The following is a 15,875-nucleotide window of genomic DNA, read 5'->3' on the forward strand; positions in this document are numbered from 1 at the left end:
CCCTGGTGGGAACGGATCCCGGACCGGAGGGCGCCGGCCCGGAACCCGATGCCTCAACCCTGCCGCCGCCGTGCGCGGGGGTCGATTACCGCCGAGGTAATGGAGGCCGGGGGTGACTCAGGACCGCTGGGACTCCACGAGCGCGATGGCCTCCTCCTTGGTGGCCACGGCGGGCGGCGAGCCCTCCAGCGGCTTGCGGGCCGTCTCCTTCATCACGGCGGCGGCGATGATGCCGACGACCGCCGCGAGCATCGTGTAGTAGGCGGGCATCAGATCGTCCCCGGTGCTGCTGATCAACCCCTCGGTCACCAGCGGCGTGGTGCCGCCGAAGAGCGAGACGGAGATGTTGAAGGCGATGGAGAGCGAGCCGTAGCGCACATTCGTCGGGAAGAGCGCGGGCAGCGACGCGGACATCACGCTCACATACGGCAGCAGACACAGCCCCAGGAGCAGCAGCCCGGCGAAGACCGGGACGATCCCGCCCTGCTTGATGAGCAGGAAGGAGGGCACGGCGACCACCAGGAAGCCGACCGAGCCGGCCATCAGCACGGGCTTGCGGCCGATGCGGTCGGAGAACCGGCCGACGAAGGTGATGGCCGCCATCAGCACCAGCATCACGATGATGATCGAGACCAGGGCGCTGGTGCTGCTGTAGTGGAGGGTGTCCGACAGATACGTCGGCATGTAGGACAGCAGCATGTAGTCGGTGATGTTGTACGCGGCGACCAGCGCGATGCACAGCACCATGGCACGCCACTGGGTGCGGAACACCTGCCAGAACGGCAGGCTTTCGCGCTCGGCCGCGTTGGTGGAGCCCTCGTCCTCCAGCTTCTGGAACGCGGGGGTGTCGTCCAGCTTCAGCCGCAGATACAGGCCGACCAGCCCGATCGGCGCGGCGACCAGGAACGGAATGCGCCAGCCCCAGGAGTCCATCGAGGAGTCGGCGAGCGTCACGGTCAGGATGGTCACCAGTCCGGCCGCCGAGGTGTAGCCGATCAGCGTGCCGAACTCCAGAAAGCTGCCGAAGTAGCCACGGCGCTTGTCGGGCGCGTATTCGGCGATGAAGGTCGAGGCGCCGCCGTATTCCCCGCCGGTGGAGAAACCCTGGAGCATACGGAACAGGATGAGCAGCGCGGGCGACCAGAAGCCGATGGTGGCATAGCCGGGGATGAGTCCGATGGCGAGGGTGCTGGACGCCATCATGATCATGGTGAAGGACAGGACCTTCTTACGGCCGATCCGGTCGCCCAGCGGCCCGAAGAACAAACCTCCCAGCGGACGGACCAGAAAGGCCACCGCGAAAGTCGCGAGCGAGGAGAGAACCTGGGCCGTGCCATTGCCGGACGGGAAGAACACTTTGCCGATGGTGACCGCGAGATAGCTGTAGATCCCGAAGTCGAACCATTCCATGGCGTTTCCCAGCGCGGCGGCCTTCACCGCTTTCCGGACGGTGCTCTCCTCGGTGACCGTGATGTCGCTCCGACGCAGTGGAGGGTTCTTGCGTCGCTGGACGGCACGCCAGAGCAGGCGGTGCCGGGAGGGCGCGGACGCGGAGGCTTCAGCATCGGTTTGGACAGGCACAAGCAACTCTTTTCAGTGGACAGGCTTGTTGCGCATACCCGGCGACCGCCGCGGCATGCCCGGCGTGTCGCGGACCACCCATGACGAGGGCCACGACGAGGACCACGACGAGGGCCACGGCGCTCAAGGAACGTTCGACCCCGGCCCGAGCCGGGCCGGGCATCTTCAGGAGCCCGGCGGTTGCTTTACCGATTCTTGGCCTTCGCCAGACCTATCCAGGCAATCGCACAACCCGTCACGCAGCGCCGAGAGGCGCCGAACTCAAGGGGACATCATGCTCTACGGCAATGCCCTCCGAAAGGCCGTCAGCTCCTCTCCCACCACTCCTCTCATCGGCATCTACGACATGTACTCGGCGTCCATCGCCGCACAGCACTACAACGGCTTCTTCGTATCCGGATTCGGGTTCGCCGCATCGCATTACGGGCTTCCCGATATCGGCTTCATCGCCTGGCCCGACATGCTCGCCTTCGTGGAGCGGCTGCGGCTGGCCTTCCCCGGACACCATCTGCTCGTGGACATCGACGACGGCTATGTGGACCCCGAGGTCGCCTGCCATGTGGTGCAGCGGCTGGAGCGCACCGGGGCCTCCGGGGTAATCCTGGAGGACCAGCGGCGCCCGCGCCGCTGCGGCCACGCCGACGGCAAGCTGATCCTGCCGCTCGAGGAGTACCTCGAGAAGCTCCAGCTGGTGCTGAGCAGCAGGACGGACTTGGTGGTGGTGGCGCGTACGGACGCCACCGAGGAGTCCGAGATCCTGCGGCGGGCGGCCGCGCTGGCGGAGACCGACGCGGATGTCGTCCTCGTCGACGGGGTGCGCAGCGTGGAGTGGATCCGCAAGGTCCGTAAGGTCATCGGCGACAAGCCGCTGCTGTTCAATCAGATCGCGGGCGGGAAGTCGCCGCGGCTCTCGCTGTCCGAGCTGTCCGAACTCGGGGTGGACGTCGCCATCTACAGCACTCCGTGCCTGTTCGCCGCCCATGGCGCGATCGACGGGGCGCTGAGCGATCTCAAGATGGCGGACGGGCGGCTGCCGGACACCCATAAGACCGGGGCCATCGGGGTCAAGGGCGCCACGGAGCTGCTGGAGCGGAACATCAGCAGGCACCACGGGGACCGTCAGCCCGCCCGGGTCGGATGACGAGGGTCGCGCGCATGACCTCGACCCTCCTCGGGCCCGGCCCCGGCCGGCGCCGTAAGCCCCGCAAGGACATCCTTCCGATCCGTCCGTCCACGGTGGGGCTCTTCCTCGCGGCCACCGCGGGCGTGCTGTGCGCGGGCCCCGCGGCCCCCGCCGCCAAGGCGTCGCCGCCGCCCGCGGGCGCCCCGCACGACGAGGACGGCGAACTGGAGGAGGAGGCCGCACCGGCCTCCTCCGACCAGCACAACGGCCTCGTGGTCGTCGACAACTCCGGCGCCGACTCCTGGCTGGAAGTCGACCGCACCCTCAACACCCTGCTGCTCAGCCGTGGCACGGCGGGCAGCGACCACGACGGGGGCGGCGGCGCCATCGATGTCGTGGCGGGCGACATCGCCGGTGCGGACCGGATGCTGCCGCGGATCGGCCACCCGCCGTGGCAGGCCGGAGGCGGTGATTGATGTGAGACGGAGGTCCTGGCCGCCGTCGTGGCCGGGCCGGCTCGGGAGGGCGGTGGACCCCTATGTCGCCGCCCTCCTCGGGACGGTCGCGCTGGCGGCGCTGCTGCCCGCGAGCGGGGCGGCGGCCACGGCCGTCGGCGACGCCGCGGACATCGCGATCGGGCTGCTCTTCTTCCTCTACGGTTCGCGGCTGTCCACCCGCGAGGCGCTGAACGGGCTGCGGCAGTGGCGGCTGCACCTGGTGGTGGGCGCGAGCACCTTCGTGCTCTTCCCGCTGCTGGGGCTGGCCGCGCGCGGCCTCGCCCCGTTCCTCCTCACCGACCAGCTCTACACCGGTCTGCTCTTCCTGTGTGTAGTCCCCTCGACCGTCCAGTCGTCGGTCGCCCTCACCTCCACCGCCCGGGGCAATGTCCCGGCCGCGATCTGCGCGGGGACGTACTCCAGCCTGCTCGGCATGATCGTCACCCCGCTGCTAGCGGCCTGGCTGATCGGCTCGGACGTCCGCTTCTCGGCGAACGGGCTGCTGGCCATCGCCACCCAGTTGCTGCTCCCCTTCCTCGCCGGGCAGGTGCTGCGCCGCTGGACCGCGCCGTTCATCGGCCGCCACAAGAAGGTGCTGGCCCTGCTGGACCGGGGCTCGATCCTGCTCGTGGTCTACACGGCGTTCAGCCGGGGCATGACGGAGGGCATCTGGAACCAGATCACCCCGGTCCGGCTGGTGGCGCTGCTGGGTATGGCCGCGGCCGTGCTGGGGCTGGCCCTCGCCACGACGTCGTTCACCGCGCGGCGGCTGGGCTTCCGCCGGGCGGACCGCGTCACCATCGTCTTCTGCGGCTCCAACAAGTCCCTGGCCACGGGGCTGCCCATGGCCGCGGTGCTGTTCGGGGACGCGGCCGGGCCGGTGATCCTGCCGCTGATGCTCTTCCACCAGTTGCAGCTGATGGTGTGCGCGATCATCGCGGGCCGGTGGTCCCGGCGGGCGCCGGAGCCCGCCTCCGCGCAGGGGGAACGCGTCCAGATCACGGAGGCGAGGGGGTAGACCCGGGAGGGCGGCGGCCTCAGCCGTGGCGGCTCAGGCACGCGGCTCGGGGCCGCCGCTCAGGCGCGCGGCTCAGGCGCAGCGGGCGATCACCACGATGGCGGCGTCGTCGTTGACGACCCCGCCGGTGTGCCGGAGCAGATCGGCGTGGAGATAGTCCACCAGCGACTGCGGGCTGCCGCCCTTCCAGACCGCGAGCCGCTCCGGGAGCGGATAGAAGGCGCCGCTCTCGTTCCGGGCGTCGACGACGCCGTCGGTGTGCAGCACCAGAAGGTCGCCGTACTCGAAGCGGAACATCTCGACCTGGTAGTCCCGCTCCTTCGGCTCCTCGAGGCCCAGCGGCACCGCGGGCTCGTCCACCTCCAGCGTCGCGATCTCGCCCTTGTGGAGCAGCAGTGGTGGGGGGTGGCCGCAGTTCACCATCCCCGTCACCGGGCCGTCGTCGTAGACGTCCAGCACGACGGCGGTCACGAAGGACTCCAGGAAGTGCCGCTCCTCACCTCCGACGTGGCGCCAGTTCCAGCACATGGCGCTGCCCAGGTGGGAGACGATGCCCGGCAGCGAGAGATTGCGGTACGCGGACCCCTGAAAGGCCCCGATCAGCACGGCGGCGTCACCGATCGCGGCCAGCCCCTTTCCCCGTACGTCCCCGATGACCAGCCGGGTCGCGCCCTCGGTGCGGACGGCCGCGTACAGATCGCCGCCGATCTGCGCCTCCTCATCGGCCGCGAGATACAGCGAGGCGATCCTCAGCTCCCCGATCCGTTCGGGCAGCGGCCGCAGCAGGACCTCCTGCGCGGCCACGGCCACCGAGCGCACCTGGCTCAGCCGCCGCCGGTGCCGGTCGGTGGCGTAGCGGAAGCTGGCCACCAGCCCCGAGATCACGATCAGCGCGACGATCTGCGCCTGGTGGTTGGCGGTCATCAGACCGCCGTGGAACACACCGATGATGATCTGAGCCCCCACGGCGAGGGCTCCGATCACGGCCGTACCACCCGCGCCCGCGAAGGACGCGGTGATCGCTGGCGCCGCGATCAGAAAGGGGCCGAGGTGGACGGTCGGCGGCGCGTTGAGGTCGATCACCGTGACCGCCAGGATGAGCATGAGCGGGACGGCGAACAGCGCCCTGCTCGACCGCGTTTCCCCTCCGATGCGGGTGAGGTCGGGCGAAACGCGCATAACTCATGCTTACACCCGATACGGGCAAGGTGCTTCAGACGGTGCTGTCGGCAGTGAGCGCGGGGCCCGCCGCCGTGACCTCGGGGCCGACCGCCGTGACCTCGGCGGTCTCCGTGACGTCGCTGACTCCCGCCCGGCTCGTCCGCCGCGCCGCCATCCACACGTACACCAGCACACCGGCGAACAGGAACAGCACACCCTGGTACACCGCCGCGTATCCGGCGCCCGCGACCAGCCAGAACGCGAAGCCGAAGCCCGCCAGCGCGAGCACCACGTCCCGGGCGAAGCGCCCCGTCCGCACCTCTTCGCGGCGCCCGGACAGCAGGAAGTACAGCTGCGCGCCCGACGCCAGCAGATACGGGACCGTCGCGGAGAAGGTGGTGATCAGCACGAGGATCTCGAAGAGCCCGCTCGCACCGGAGGTGTAGTTGACCACGGTGAGCAGGGACGCCAGAAGCACGCCGACGATGACGCCGAACGTCGGCACCCCGCGCCGCTTGGTGGCGAACGCGGCCGGGAAGAGCCCGTCCCGCGCGGCCGCGTACGGGGCCTGCGCGCTCATCAGCGTCCAGCCGTTGAGCGCGCCGACGATCGAGACCACGGCGGCCAGCGCGATCAGCGTGCCGCCCCAGCCACCGCCGAACATCGCGTCGACCGCGTCCGAGAAGGGGGCGGTGGAGCCCACCAGGTCCCGGTGGGCCACGGTGCCGAAGACCGCCACCGTGCCGAGCAGATAGACCACGGCCGCGCCGACCGTGCCCAGCACGCTCGCCCGTCCCACATTGCGCTCCGGGTCCCGCACCTCGCCCGCGCTCATCGAGGCCGACTCCACGCCCACATAGCTGTAGAGCAGGATCGCGGCCGCCGCCGACAGACCGCCGAGCGCGCTGCCGCCGCCCTCGTTGAACGAGCCGAGGTTGTGCGGGTCGAAGAAGAAGAGGCCGACGACGGCAACGAAGAGCAGCGGGATGAACTTCAGCACCGTGGAGACCAGCTGCACCGCGCCCACCCAGCGGGTCCCGGCGAGGTTGGCGAGCGCGGGGAGCCAGAGCGCCAGCAGCGCCACGGCCAGGTTCACGCCCTTCGAGTCATGGCCGGGGACCAGGACGTGCACATAGCCGACCGCCGCCACCGCGAGCGCCGCGTTGCTGACCCAGGTCATCGTCCAGTACGACCAGGCCGACAGGAACCCGGCGAAGTCGCCGAACGCCGCGCGGGCGTGTACGTACGGCCCGCCCGTGCTCGGGTCCCGCTCGGCGAGCCGCCCGAAGACCAGCGCGAGCGCGATGGCGCCGAGCGTCAGGATGCCGAAGGCGAGCAGGCTGAGGGTGCCGAACGGGGCGACGGACGCGGGCAGCAGAAAGATGCCGCCGCCGATGATGTTTCCCATGACGAGCGCGGTCGCCGTGGGCAGGCCGAAGCGGCGGGGGTGGGGCTGGTCGTGCATAGGAATATGGTCACAGAAGGTGTAGAGAGCACCCAAATCACCGGGTTTTGTTCGGCACGACCCGGCTGACCACGGTAAATGGTGCGGCGGGGGCGCCGTCCCACCGGGAATCCTGCACGGTGCGCGCCGCGTCGGACGCCGTGGCCGGCCGTGGCTCGGCGGGCACCTCGGCCGCCGCCGGGGTCTGCGCCGCCGACGCCTCCGGGGCGGCCGGGGCCTCTGTCGCCGCGACCTCCACGGGGGCGGCCGCCGCCTCCTTCTCCGGCACCTGGGGCCCGTCCGCCTCCTCCAGCCAGCGCCGCAGCACCTGGTGCACCCGCTCGGCCCCGACCAGCTCATCCCCCGCCGCCACCGGCGGGGTCAGCTCGGCCGGCCACAGCAGAAAGGGGTGCCCCTGCTCGCCGCCGAGCCCGCCGTGCGAGCCGATCTGCTCCTCGAAGGCGTGCACCGTGCCGCGCGCCGGGTGGTAGGCGGAGTTGACCATGATGTCGGGGGTGTTCCGGAAGTGCGCGGTGCGCCGTACGGCACTCTCGGCGCCCGGCCCGAAGACCGTGAGCGGGCTCGTCCCCAAGACCTCCCCGGTGTCCAGCCGGTGCTCGGCCCCGTCCGCGCCCAGCACCACCGCGCCGTGCGCCTCGGACCGTACGAGCACGAAGCCCACGCCGGGGTGGTCGGCGAGTGTGCGCAGCAGCGCGGGGTGGCGGGCGTCGATCTGTTCGCGGCTCATCCGCCCCGGTACATCGGGGAAGGAGATCAGGCCGAGGTTCCCGGAGGCGAGCACGATGGGATCGGAGACGGCGGTGTCATCGGCGCCACCGGCACCGGCGGGGGCCTCCCGCCCCCCGCACCACCCGTCCCCGTCCACCCCGGGCTTCTCCGGCCGGTGCAGCGCCGCCCGCCCCGCCTCGCGCGCCTCCGCCCCGCTCGGGGTCCGCCCGGCCCGCCGCGAGACGGGCAGACCGCAACCGGCCCGCACCAGGTCCTCCAGCCTCAGCCCGTACGCCCCCGCGAAGGTCTCGCCGGGGCTCTGCCCGTGGTCGGACAGCAGCACGATGCGGTAGTCGCGCGGGGCGTGCTCGGCGACCTTGGCGATCAGCGCGATGGAGCGGTCGAGCCGGGCGAGCACCTGCCGGGCGTCCCGGCTGCGCGGCCCCGAGTGGTGCGCCACCTCGTCGTACGCCACGAGGTCGGCGTAGATCGCGGTACGGCCGGAGAGGATGTCCCCCATCACCGCCGTCACCACGACGTCCCGCTCCACCACGGTGGCGAACGCCCGGATGAACGGATACAGCCCGCCCCGCTTCACCCGGGGCGTCTCGCGGCGCAGCTTGGCGCGGGTGGACTGGCAGATCTCCCGGACCACCTCGGCGAGGAACGACACGGCGGTGCGGGTGGCGTTGGCGGGGTCGGCGAAGTACGCGAAGTAGCCGGAGCGGGAGCGGTTGTGCTTACCGCGCCGCGCCGCGACCGAGAGGACCAGCGCCAGCTGATCGGCGCCGCCGGTGAAGAGGTTGCCCCGGCTGGCCCCGTCCACCGTGAGGAGTCCGTCGTGTCCCGCCCGGGCGGCGGCGCGGCGCTGGAGCACCGCCGCGCTGGTCGGCCGGTTGCTCACCATCACCTCCCCGCTCTTCTTCTCGTACCAGCGGAAGGCGGGCACGTCCTCGTTGGAGCCGTGCAGGATGCCGAGTTGGCTGGCGCCGGTCTGGCTGGACCAGTCGGTGCGCCAGGGTGTGACCTTGTGGGTGCTCTGGAGCCAGCCCGCGACGGTGGGCATCACCGGTGGCCGGTTCTCGCGCTCCCGCAGCGCCTCCCGGAGCACCGCGTGCCCCACCCCGTCGAGCTGGAGGAACACCGTCCCCGGGGGCTCGTCGCTCCCCCCGTCCTCGCCGAGCCGCCGCCTGCGCCGCACGGCCAGCCGCGCCAGCCGCCGCCGGTAGGCGTCGTCGTCCCGCACGGTCAGGAAGGTGCTCGTGGCCGACGACGCGGCGGACATCACGGCCGCCACCACGACGGCGGTCTCCGGCTCGGCGGCGCCGCGCCCGTCCGGGTTCACGCTGAGGGCGATCAGCAGCATCGAGCCGTTGAGCACGAACACCAGGAGCCCCAGCACCAACGCGGGCATCAGCAGCAACGCCCGTACGAGCAGCGGCCACACCAGCGCGCTGAGCACCCCGAAGGCCCCCGCGCCGCTGGCCGCCGTGATGGCGATCTGCGTCGCGGTGTCACCGTCACCTGACTTCAAGCGGAAGTCGGGGAGGATCCCGGCGAGCGCCAGCATCGTGAGCGTGGACACCGCCCACACCGCCGCCACCCGCAGCAGGGTTCCCCCCACGGTCTTCCATCGGGGCTTCTGCACGCCGCGCCCTCACTTCGCGTCACCGGTCCGCGCCATGCGCACGAACCGGCCTCAAGCGTGGCACAGCGCCCCCGCGACCCGGCGGCCAGCGGGTTACCGGGACGGATCGATTCCGCTTACGGCAGCCCATCAGTTCGCCAGGAGCGCGACGCGTAGCGCTCGGCGCTACGGGGCCCGGGGCTTGGCCGGGCTACGGCGCCCAGGAACGACCGGGCTACGACTCCCAGCAATCGGCCGGATCGTCCAGCCACACCCGCTGACCGGCGGGGCCCGGCCCGACCGTGAGGCCGAAACGACTGTGGTCCGGCCTCCCCCGACCGACCCACCACCCGTACGCGCCCTCCACCTCGTCCCACAACCGCCGCTCCCCCGCCTGCCACACCCGCGCCTCCGCCTCCCCCGCACGGAACACGACGCACGCCCAGGAACGGTCGGTCAGCCCGTAGAACCACACGGCTCGCGCGCCCTCGTGCGGGGCGGCCACGACCTGGACGCAATGCCGTACCCGGAGCCCCAGCGCGAAGGGGAGGGCGGAGTACGGCGGGACGAGGAACTGCTCCTCGGCGATGCCGGTGGTGGACGCAACGGCACCACCGCTGCCCGCGCCCTCGTCCGGGACGTAGGCGCCGTGCGGCGGCAGCGACAGCCGCTGGCCGCGCAGCTTCATGAACTCGACGGGCCCGGTGAACCGCCCCGACGCCGTCCCGTCCCGGCGCACCACCAGCCGGGCCACGGCGTCCGCGTGGGTGTAATGCGTGCCCCACGGGGCGACGATCAGGCCCCCGGGCCGCGTCTGCTCGATCCACGCCCTGGGGATCTCCCGGAGGCCGACGGTGGCCAGGACCCGGTCATACGGCGCGTTGCCCGCACAGCCCTTCGCACCGTCTCCGAGCACGACGTGCGGATGCAGCCCGGCCGTGTCCAGCCGCCCGCGCGCATGACGCGACACGTCGGGGTCCACCTCGACCGTGGTGACCTTACGGCCGCCACAACGATGCGCCAGCGCCCCGGCGGTCTCGCCCGTGCCGGTGCCCACGTCGAGCACGGCCATGCCCTCGTCCACGGTCAGGTCCCGCAACAACGCATAGACGACGGAGGGCATGGAGGACGAACTGGTCGAAACCCGCCCCGGCGCGGGGCCGGTGTGCCCGCCGTCGTCCCACTGCGTCACGATGGGCGCATCGCTGTCGGCGGCGGCGAACCAGGCGTCCGGCTCCTGCGCCTTGTCGACGGCGACGGCCCCCTGTGTCCCCGTGTCGAACGGCCACATCAGCTCCGGCAGAAACGCGGCCCGGTCAACAGCGGCGAAGGTCGGCGCCCAGTCCTCCCCCATCACCCCCGCACCGAGCAGCACCCTCCCCAACGCGGCCCGCCCAGGCCGGGCGATGCCCTCGAACGTCATGCGACCTTGGGCGGGTTCGGCACGCCGGGCCCACCGTCGGGCGTCGGCGACGGATGCGGCCCGGGGTAGGGCTGACCAGGCAGCTTGTCACTGTCTCCGCCATCGTTTCGGCCCCGGACGATCCGCGACATCAACGCTCTCCCCACCAGTCAGACGGCCCACCCCGTCGAAGCCGCGCCCCTCATCACCATAGGGTGCGCCACTAGGAACGCGCTCGAGCTCAGTCACTCGTCAGAGGTGGATCGTTCCTCGCGGGCCAGCTCGGTGATCCGCAGTGCGGTAATCGTGGCGCCGAGTCCGCAAGCCGCTGCCGCGAGGACGAGGGTCGGCCAGGCGCCCGCCTGCTGGGCCAAGGCTCCGGTGGCCATGGTCCCGGCGGCGATGCCGAGTTCCTCGCCCGCGACCATCCACATCATGGACGCAACGGCCGTGCCACGGGGCGCGTGTGCGTCCAGCAGCTCGAACAGGCAGACGGTCATGGGTGCGAACGCCGCCCCGGCGAGGGTGAGGAGTATCGCCATGAGCGGGGGTGCCGATATGGCAGCCAGGAGGGCCAGGAGCAGTGCGAGCCAGGTGAGGGCGGTGAGATAGCCGGTGGCGGGCGGGGCCGCGCGGTCGCGGGTGCCGAAGCGTGCGCCGGCGAGTGCGCTGCCCAGGCCCAGGCAGGCGAACATCCAGCCCGCGCCCGCCGCCGAACCGCTCTCGGCGGCCCGGGCGGGAAGGCCGACCGTCAGTGCCCCGAGGCAGATTCCGGCGCAGACGTTGGTGAGAAGCAGCAGCCGCAGCGCGGGCGAGCCGAGTACGCCACGGCTGCCGGTGTCCGGAGCGGAGGCTGCGCGGGCGGAGAGGGCCGGAGGGTGGGACATCACCAGGCACGAGCCCGCTACCAGGAGCGCCCCGGCGACGATCACCCCGAGCCGAGGAGACCGCAGGGCCGCCGCTGCCGCGACGAGCGGGCCGCAGATCTTGGTCACCTCGGTGAGGACGGCTTCGAGCGCGTAAGCGCCGCGCAGCAGGTCGTGGGGGACGGCCCGCGCCCACAGGGAGCGTGTGCTCGCCACGATGGGCGGTGCGCTCGCCCCGGCGAGCGCGCCGGAGAGCACCAGCTGTGTGGTCGCCGTAGCCGTCACCAGACCGGCCACGGCGAGCGCGGTGAGCACGGCCATGGCCCCCATCGGCCACCGTTGCCCATGACGGTCCACCAGCCTGCCCCGGAACGGCGCCGTCACCGTGCCTCCCACGCTCCAGGCCCCGGCCACGATCCCCGCGTCCAGGAACGAGCCCGAAGAGCCATGTCCGAGCAGGACGGTGGCCAGGGGGAAGACGGCGAAGCCCAGCTTTCCGGTGGTGGAGGCGAGCATCAGCCGCCGGGCCGACCCATGACGCATCAGTTCCGCATAGGCGCGCATCGCCGTATGCGATCACGGGATGCTGACCCGGGAGAAGCCTCGCGCCTCATGATCGGCACACTGGGCCAGTGGGTTGTTCTGGCAGGTAGAGCGACCTTTCACTTGCGGTGAAGGACCTATGGACGGCTCGGCAGACCTTTCTGATGGAGGAGGCCGGGTCGGGGAGAGACACATCCCACAGCCGGACTGTCTTGTCGTCGCTGCCGCTGGCCAGCGTACGGCCGTCCGGGCTGAACGCCAGCGACGTCACCGTCGCGGTGTGCCCGGTCAACGTGGCGCGGGGCTTACCGGTCGCCAGGTCCCACAACCGGATCTTTCCATCGTCGTCACCGCTGGCCAGGATGCGACCGCTCGGGCTGAACGCCACCGGCGTCACAGAGGCGGTATCCCCGATCAGGATGGTGCGGGGCCTGCCGGACGCCGCGCTCCACAACCGAATCTTCCCGTCACTCCCACCACTGGCCAGGATGCGACTGTCCGGACTGAACGCCACCGGCCCACTGGAATCGATGTCCGTGAGGGTGCTGCGGAGTCTGCCGGTCGCCGCGTCCCACAGCCCCACGGTCGTGTCCTCGCTGCCGCCCGCCACGGTGCGGCCGTCCGGGCTGAACGCCGCCGACGTCACCGTCGCGGTGTGCCCGGTCAGGGTGGCGCGGGGCCTGCCGGTCGCCACATCCCACAGCCGAATCGCCTGGTCGGCGCCGCCGCCGGCCAAGGTACTGCCGTCCGGACTGAACGCCACCGACTCCACTTCGGCCCTTCCGGGCAGGCTGGTGCGGGGTCTGCCGGACGCCACGTCCCACAGCCGGATCTTCCCGCTCTCCTCGCCACTTGCGAGGGTGCGGCCGTTGGGGCTGAACGCCACCGAGTGGACGGCACCGGTGTGGTTGGTGAGAGTGGCCCGGGTCCTGCCCGTCGCCGCGTCCCACAAGTGAATCTTTGCATCGCCACCGGCGCCGGCCAGGGCGCGGCCGTTCGGATGGAACGCCAGCGACTCCACTTCGGCTCCTTCGTGCACGGTGGTGCGCAGCCTCTTGCTGGTCGTCAGGCGCCATAGGCGCACCGTCTTGTCGTAGCTGCCGCTGACCAAGGTGTGACCGTCCGGGCTGAACGCCACCGACGTCACCGTCGCGGTGTGCCCGATGAAGGTGGTGCGGAGCCTGCCCGTCGCCACGTCCCACACCCGCACGGTCCTGTCGTCGCCGCCGACTCCGGCCATAGTGCGGCCATCCGGACTGAACGCCACCGGCGTCCCGTAGTCAGTGTCCCGGAGGGTGGTGCGGAGCCTGCCGGTCGCCACATCCCGCAACTGAACGTTTCCGTCCAATTCGCTGGCCAGGGTGCGGCGGTCCGGGCTGAACACCACCGGACCCTCGGAGTTGTTCGCGAGGGTGGTGCGGAGCCTGCCCGTCGCCACATCCCACGACCCCACGGTCGTGCCGTCGCCGGCGGCCACAGTGCGACCGTCCTGGCTGAACGCCACCGGCGTCGCGAGTCGGCATTCCGGAGGGTGGTGCGGGGCCTACCGGTCGCCACATCCCACAGCTGGACCTTCCCGTCCGTCCCCACCGCGTCGTTTCCCACGCCGTCGGCCAGAGTGCGGCTGTCCGGGCTGAACACCACGAACGACACGTAGTCGGTATTCCTGAGCGTGGCGCGGAGCTTGCCCGTCGCCGCATCCCACACCCGGACCGTCTTGTCGTCGCTGCCGCTGGCCACAGTCCGGCCATCAGGACTGAACGCCACCGAGTTCACGGTATCGGTGTGCCCGATGAGGGTCGTGCGGGGCCTGCCCGTCGCCACATCCCACAGCCGTACGGTCATGTCGTCGCTGCCGCTGGCCACAGTCCGGCCATCAGGACTGAACGCCACCGACGACACATAGTCGGTGTGACCGGTGAACCGTCGTTCGAGGGGAAGAGCCGCGGCGGCGAACAGGTCAGCTCTGGCTTCCTTTGTGGGGCTGATCCGGTACGCCTGGACCGCCAAGAGCGAAGCCAGGTCAGGGTTGGATGACAGGAGGCCGGCCGACTGTGCGGCCAGTTGTCGGGAGAGCGCGTTGTGCTGGGCGGTGAGCGCCTGGTGCCGTTGTTGCTCGCTGGTCCGGTACTGCTGCCAAGCGATCAGTCCGGCGGTCAGGGCGAGGGCGAGCAGGATCGACAAGGTGGTGGTGAACTGGCGCAGGCGTCGGGTGGTGCGGGCGGCTGCCTGCTCTTCTTGGTGGCGGGCGGTGGAGCTGCTGGTGAGGAAGTCACGTTCCAGTGGGGTGAGGTCACCGCTCGCGTCGGTGGTGGGAAAGGCTTCCTCGGCGGCGGCGAGTCGGGTGCCGCGGTAGAGCGCGCCGGGATCACGGCCGAGGGTCTGCCAGCTGTAGGCGGCTTCGGTGAGCTGGCGGTGCAGGCGCAGGCGTTCGCGGGCGTCGTCGATCCATTTCCGTAGCCGGGGCCAGGCGGCGATGAGGGCTTCGTGGGCGAGGTGCACCGTGCCGCCGTCGGGAATGACCAGTCGCGCCTTCACCAGCCGCTCCAGTACGGCGGCGGTAGCGGCGGAGGTGGCGGAGGTGGCTGTCTCCAGTTCTTCCCGGGGTGCGGGCCGCCTGGTGTCCTGCGCGCCCTCTCCCGGGGTGACCAGGCGCAGCAGGATCCGACGGGCGCAGGCGGCCTGGTCGGAAGACAGGTCGGTATAGAGGTCTTCGGCGGTCTGGGCGACGGCGCCGTGGATGCCCCCGACCGCTTCGTAGGCGGTCAGGCTGAGGGCGCGGCCTTTGCGGCGGTACCAGGTTTCCAGCAGGGCGTGGGACATCAGGGGCAGGGCGCCGGGTTCGCCGTCGACCTCGTCGATGATGCGGGCCGTCAGGGCGCGTTCGACGATGAGACCTGCGGCTTGGGCGGGCTTGACGATGGCCTCGCGGAGTTCGTCGCGGTTCATGGGCGGCACCAGGAGGGTGGCGTCGCGCAGGGCATCGGCGAGGGGGCGGTGGCCGACCAGGTGTCCGAAGAAGTCGGCTCGTACGGCGATCAGTACCCGTAGTCGGCTGTCGGGGGCCTGGGCGCTCAGGATGCGGTCGATGAACCGGGTGCGTTCTGCCGGATCGGCGCAGAGCGTGTAGAGCTCTTCCATCTGGTCCACGACCAGCCAGGTATCCGCCTCTTCACCCTCTTTCGGAACGAGCCGCCGCCCGTGGTCGGGCAGGGGGCGGGCGCCGGGGGTGATGACCCGCAGGGCGGCCGGGCGTAAGTCCGCGTCGTCGGTGGTGCGCAGTCGGGGGATGAGGCCGGCGCGCAGCAGGGAGGATTTGCCGCTGCCGGAGGCGCCGACCACCGCGGTGATCCGGTGCTGGGCGGTCAGGTGCAGCAGGTCGTCGATGAGCTGGTCGCGGCCGAAGAACAGGGCCGCGTCGTCCGGTTCGAACCGGGCCAGTCCCCGGTACGGAGGCTTTGCGGCGTCGTCGGAGCGTGGCTCGGCGGCTTCTTCCGCGGTCGCCTGCCGCCAGCGCTCTTCCCAGTCCTCGGGGTCGCCACCGCAAGCCTCCACGTAGGCCAGCATCACCGGGAGGGTCGGCAGTCGCTCCCCTGACGCCGCTTCGGACAGCGTGCTCGCCCCGTGGCCGGTGCGCGCGGCCATGGCTCGATAGGTGGGGCTTCCGGCCTCCGTCCGCAGCTTCCGTAACTCGGACGCCAACCGCTGCACCGGACCCGCGCTCGGGTCCAGCGGACTCTCAGGACGCCCCGCCATCGGTCACTCCCCCCTCTCGCCTCCCCCCGGAGACGGATTGACCGCCGCCAAGCTACGCACCGGCCGAAGCGGCGGCAAGCACATCACCTGCCACGGCCCTGACCTCATTGATCGGGGTGGTGGAACAG

The 15,875-nt window shown here is 71.4% G+C and carries 11 protein-coding genes; 3 read left to right on the top strand and 8 right to left on the bottom strand.

Features of this window, described 5'->3' with window-relative positions; translation table 11 throughout:
* Positions 1-117 precede the first annotated feature (117 nt).
* Positions 118-1,581: a glycine betaine/L-proline transporter ProP gene (gene proP, locus ACT2CW_RS38610; protein ID WP_445519969.1), complete on the bottom strand. Its 1,464-nt coding sequence runs from the start codon at positions 1,579-1,581 to the stop codon at positions 118-120.
* A 274-nt stretch (positions 1,582-1,855) separates the two neighbouring features.
* Between proP and ACT2CW_RS38615 the strand changes: the two genes are divergently transcribed.
* From ACT2CW_RS38615 to ACT2CW_RS38625, 3 genes are read left to right on the top strand one after another with little or no spacing between them, the layout of a single operon-like run.
* Positions 1,856-2,722 (top strand): isocitrate lyase/PEP mutase family protein, encoded by an 867-nt coding sequence (locus tag ACT2CW_RS38615; protein WP_164432204.1) that lies wholly within the window; start codon positions 1,856-1,858, stop codon positions 2,720-2,722.
* A gap of 14 nt (positions 2,723-2,736) precedes the next feature.
* Entirely contained in the window at positions 2,737-3,180 is a 444-nt protein-coding gene (locus ACT2CW_RS38620; RefSeq protein ID WP_182473679.1) for a hypothetical protein, read from the top strand.
* Positions 3,173-4,219: a bile acid:sodium symporter family protein gene (locus ACT2CW_RS38625; RefSeq protein WP_445519970.1), complete on the top strand. Its 1,047-nt coding sequence runs from the start codon at positions 3,173-3,175 to the stop codon at positions 4,217-4,219. Before ACT2CW_RS38620 ends, ACT2CW_RS38625 begins: the two co-directional genes overlap by 8 nt.
* Before the next feature lie 72 nt (positions 4,220-4,291).
* Here the strand turns inward: ACT2CW_RS38625 and ACT2CW_RS38630 are convergent, their stop codons facing one another.
* The 7 genes from ACT2CW_RS38630 to ACT2CW_RS38660 all read right to left on the bottom strand — a co-directional run bounded on the left by ACT2CW_RS38630 (position 4,292) and on the right by ACT2CW_RS38660 (position 15,747).
* A complete protein-coding gene (locus ACT2CW_RS38630) occupies positions 4,292-5,398 on the bottom strand; it encodes a PP2C family protein-serine/threonine phosphatase (RefSeq protein ID WP_445519971.1) in 1,107 nt (368 codons plus the stop codon).
* A 34-nt stretch (positions 5,399-5,432) separates the two neighbouring features.
* On the bottom strand, positions 5,433-6,845 hold the full coding sequence (locus tag ACT2CW_RS38635; RefSeq protein WP_445519972.1) for an amino acid permease: 1,413 nt from the start codon (positions 6,843-6,845) through the stop codon (positions 5,433-5,435).
* A 37-nt stretch (positions 6,846-6,882) separates the two neighbouring features.
* Positions 6,883-9,201, bottom strand: coding sequence for a phage holin family protein (locus tag ACT2CW_RS38640; RefSeq protein WP_445519973.1), 2,319 nt, complete (start codon positions 9,199-9,201; stop codon positions 6,883-6,885).
* A 214-nt stretch (positions 9,202-9,415) separates the two neighbouring features.
* Positions 9,416-10,603, bottom strand: coding sequence for a methyltransferase domain-containing protein (locus tag ACT2CW_RS38645; protein ID WP_445519974.1), 1,188 nt, complete (start codon positions 10,601-10,603; stop codon positions 9,416-9,418).
* 224 nt (positions 10,604-10,827) lie between these two features.
* On the bottom strand, positions 10,828-12,012 hold the full coding sequence (locus ACT2CW_RS38650) for an MFS transporter (RefSeq protein WP_445519975.1): 1,185 nt from the start codon (positions 12,010-12,012) through the stop codon (positions 10,828-10,830).
* A 46-nt stretch (positions 12,013-12,058) separates the two neighbouring features.
* Positions 12,059-13,231, bottom strand: coding sequence for a WD40 repeat domain-containing protein (locus ACT2CW_RS38655; protein ID WP_445519976.1), 1,173 nt, complete (start codon positions 13,229-13,231; stop codon positions 12,059-12,061).
* Positions 13,135-15,747, bottom strand: coding sequence for an nSTAND1 domain-containing NTPase (locus ACT2CW_RS38660; protein WP_445519977.1), 2,613 nt, complete (start codon positions 15,745-15,747; stop codon positions 13,135-13,137). Before ACT2CW_RS38660 ends, ACT2CW_RS38655 begins: the two co-directional genes overlap by 97 nt.
* Between the last annotated feature and the right edge of the window lie 128 nt (positions 15,748-15,875).

The sequence above is a fragment of the Streptomyces sp. NEAU-174 genome (assembly GCF_052665095.1).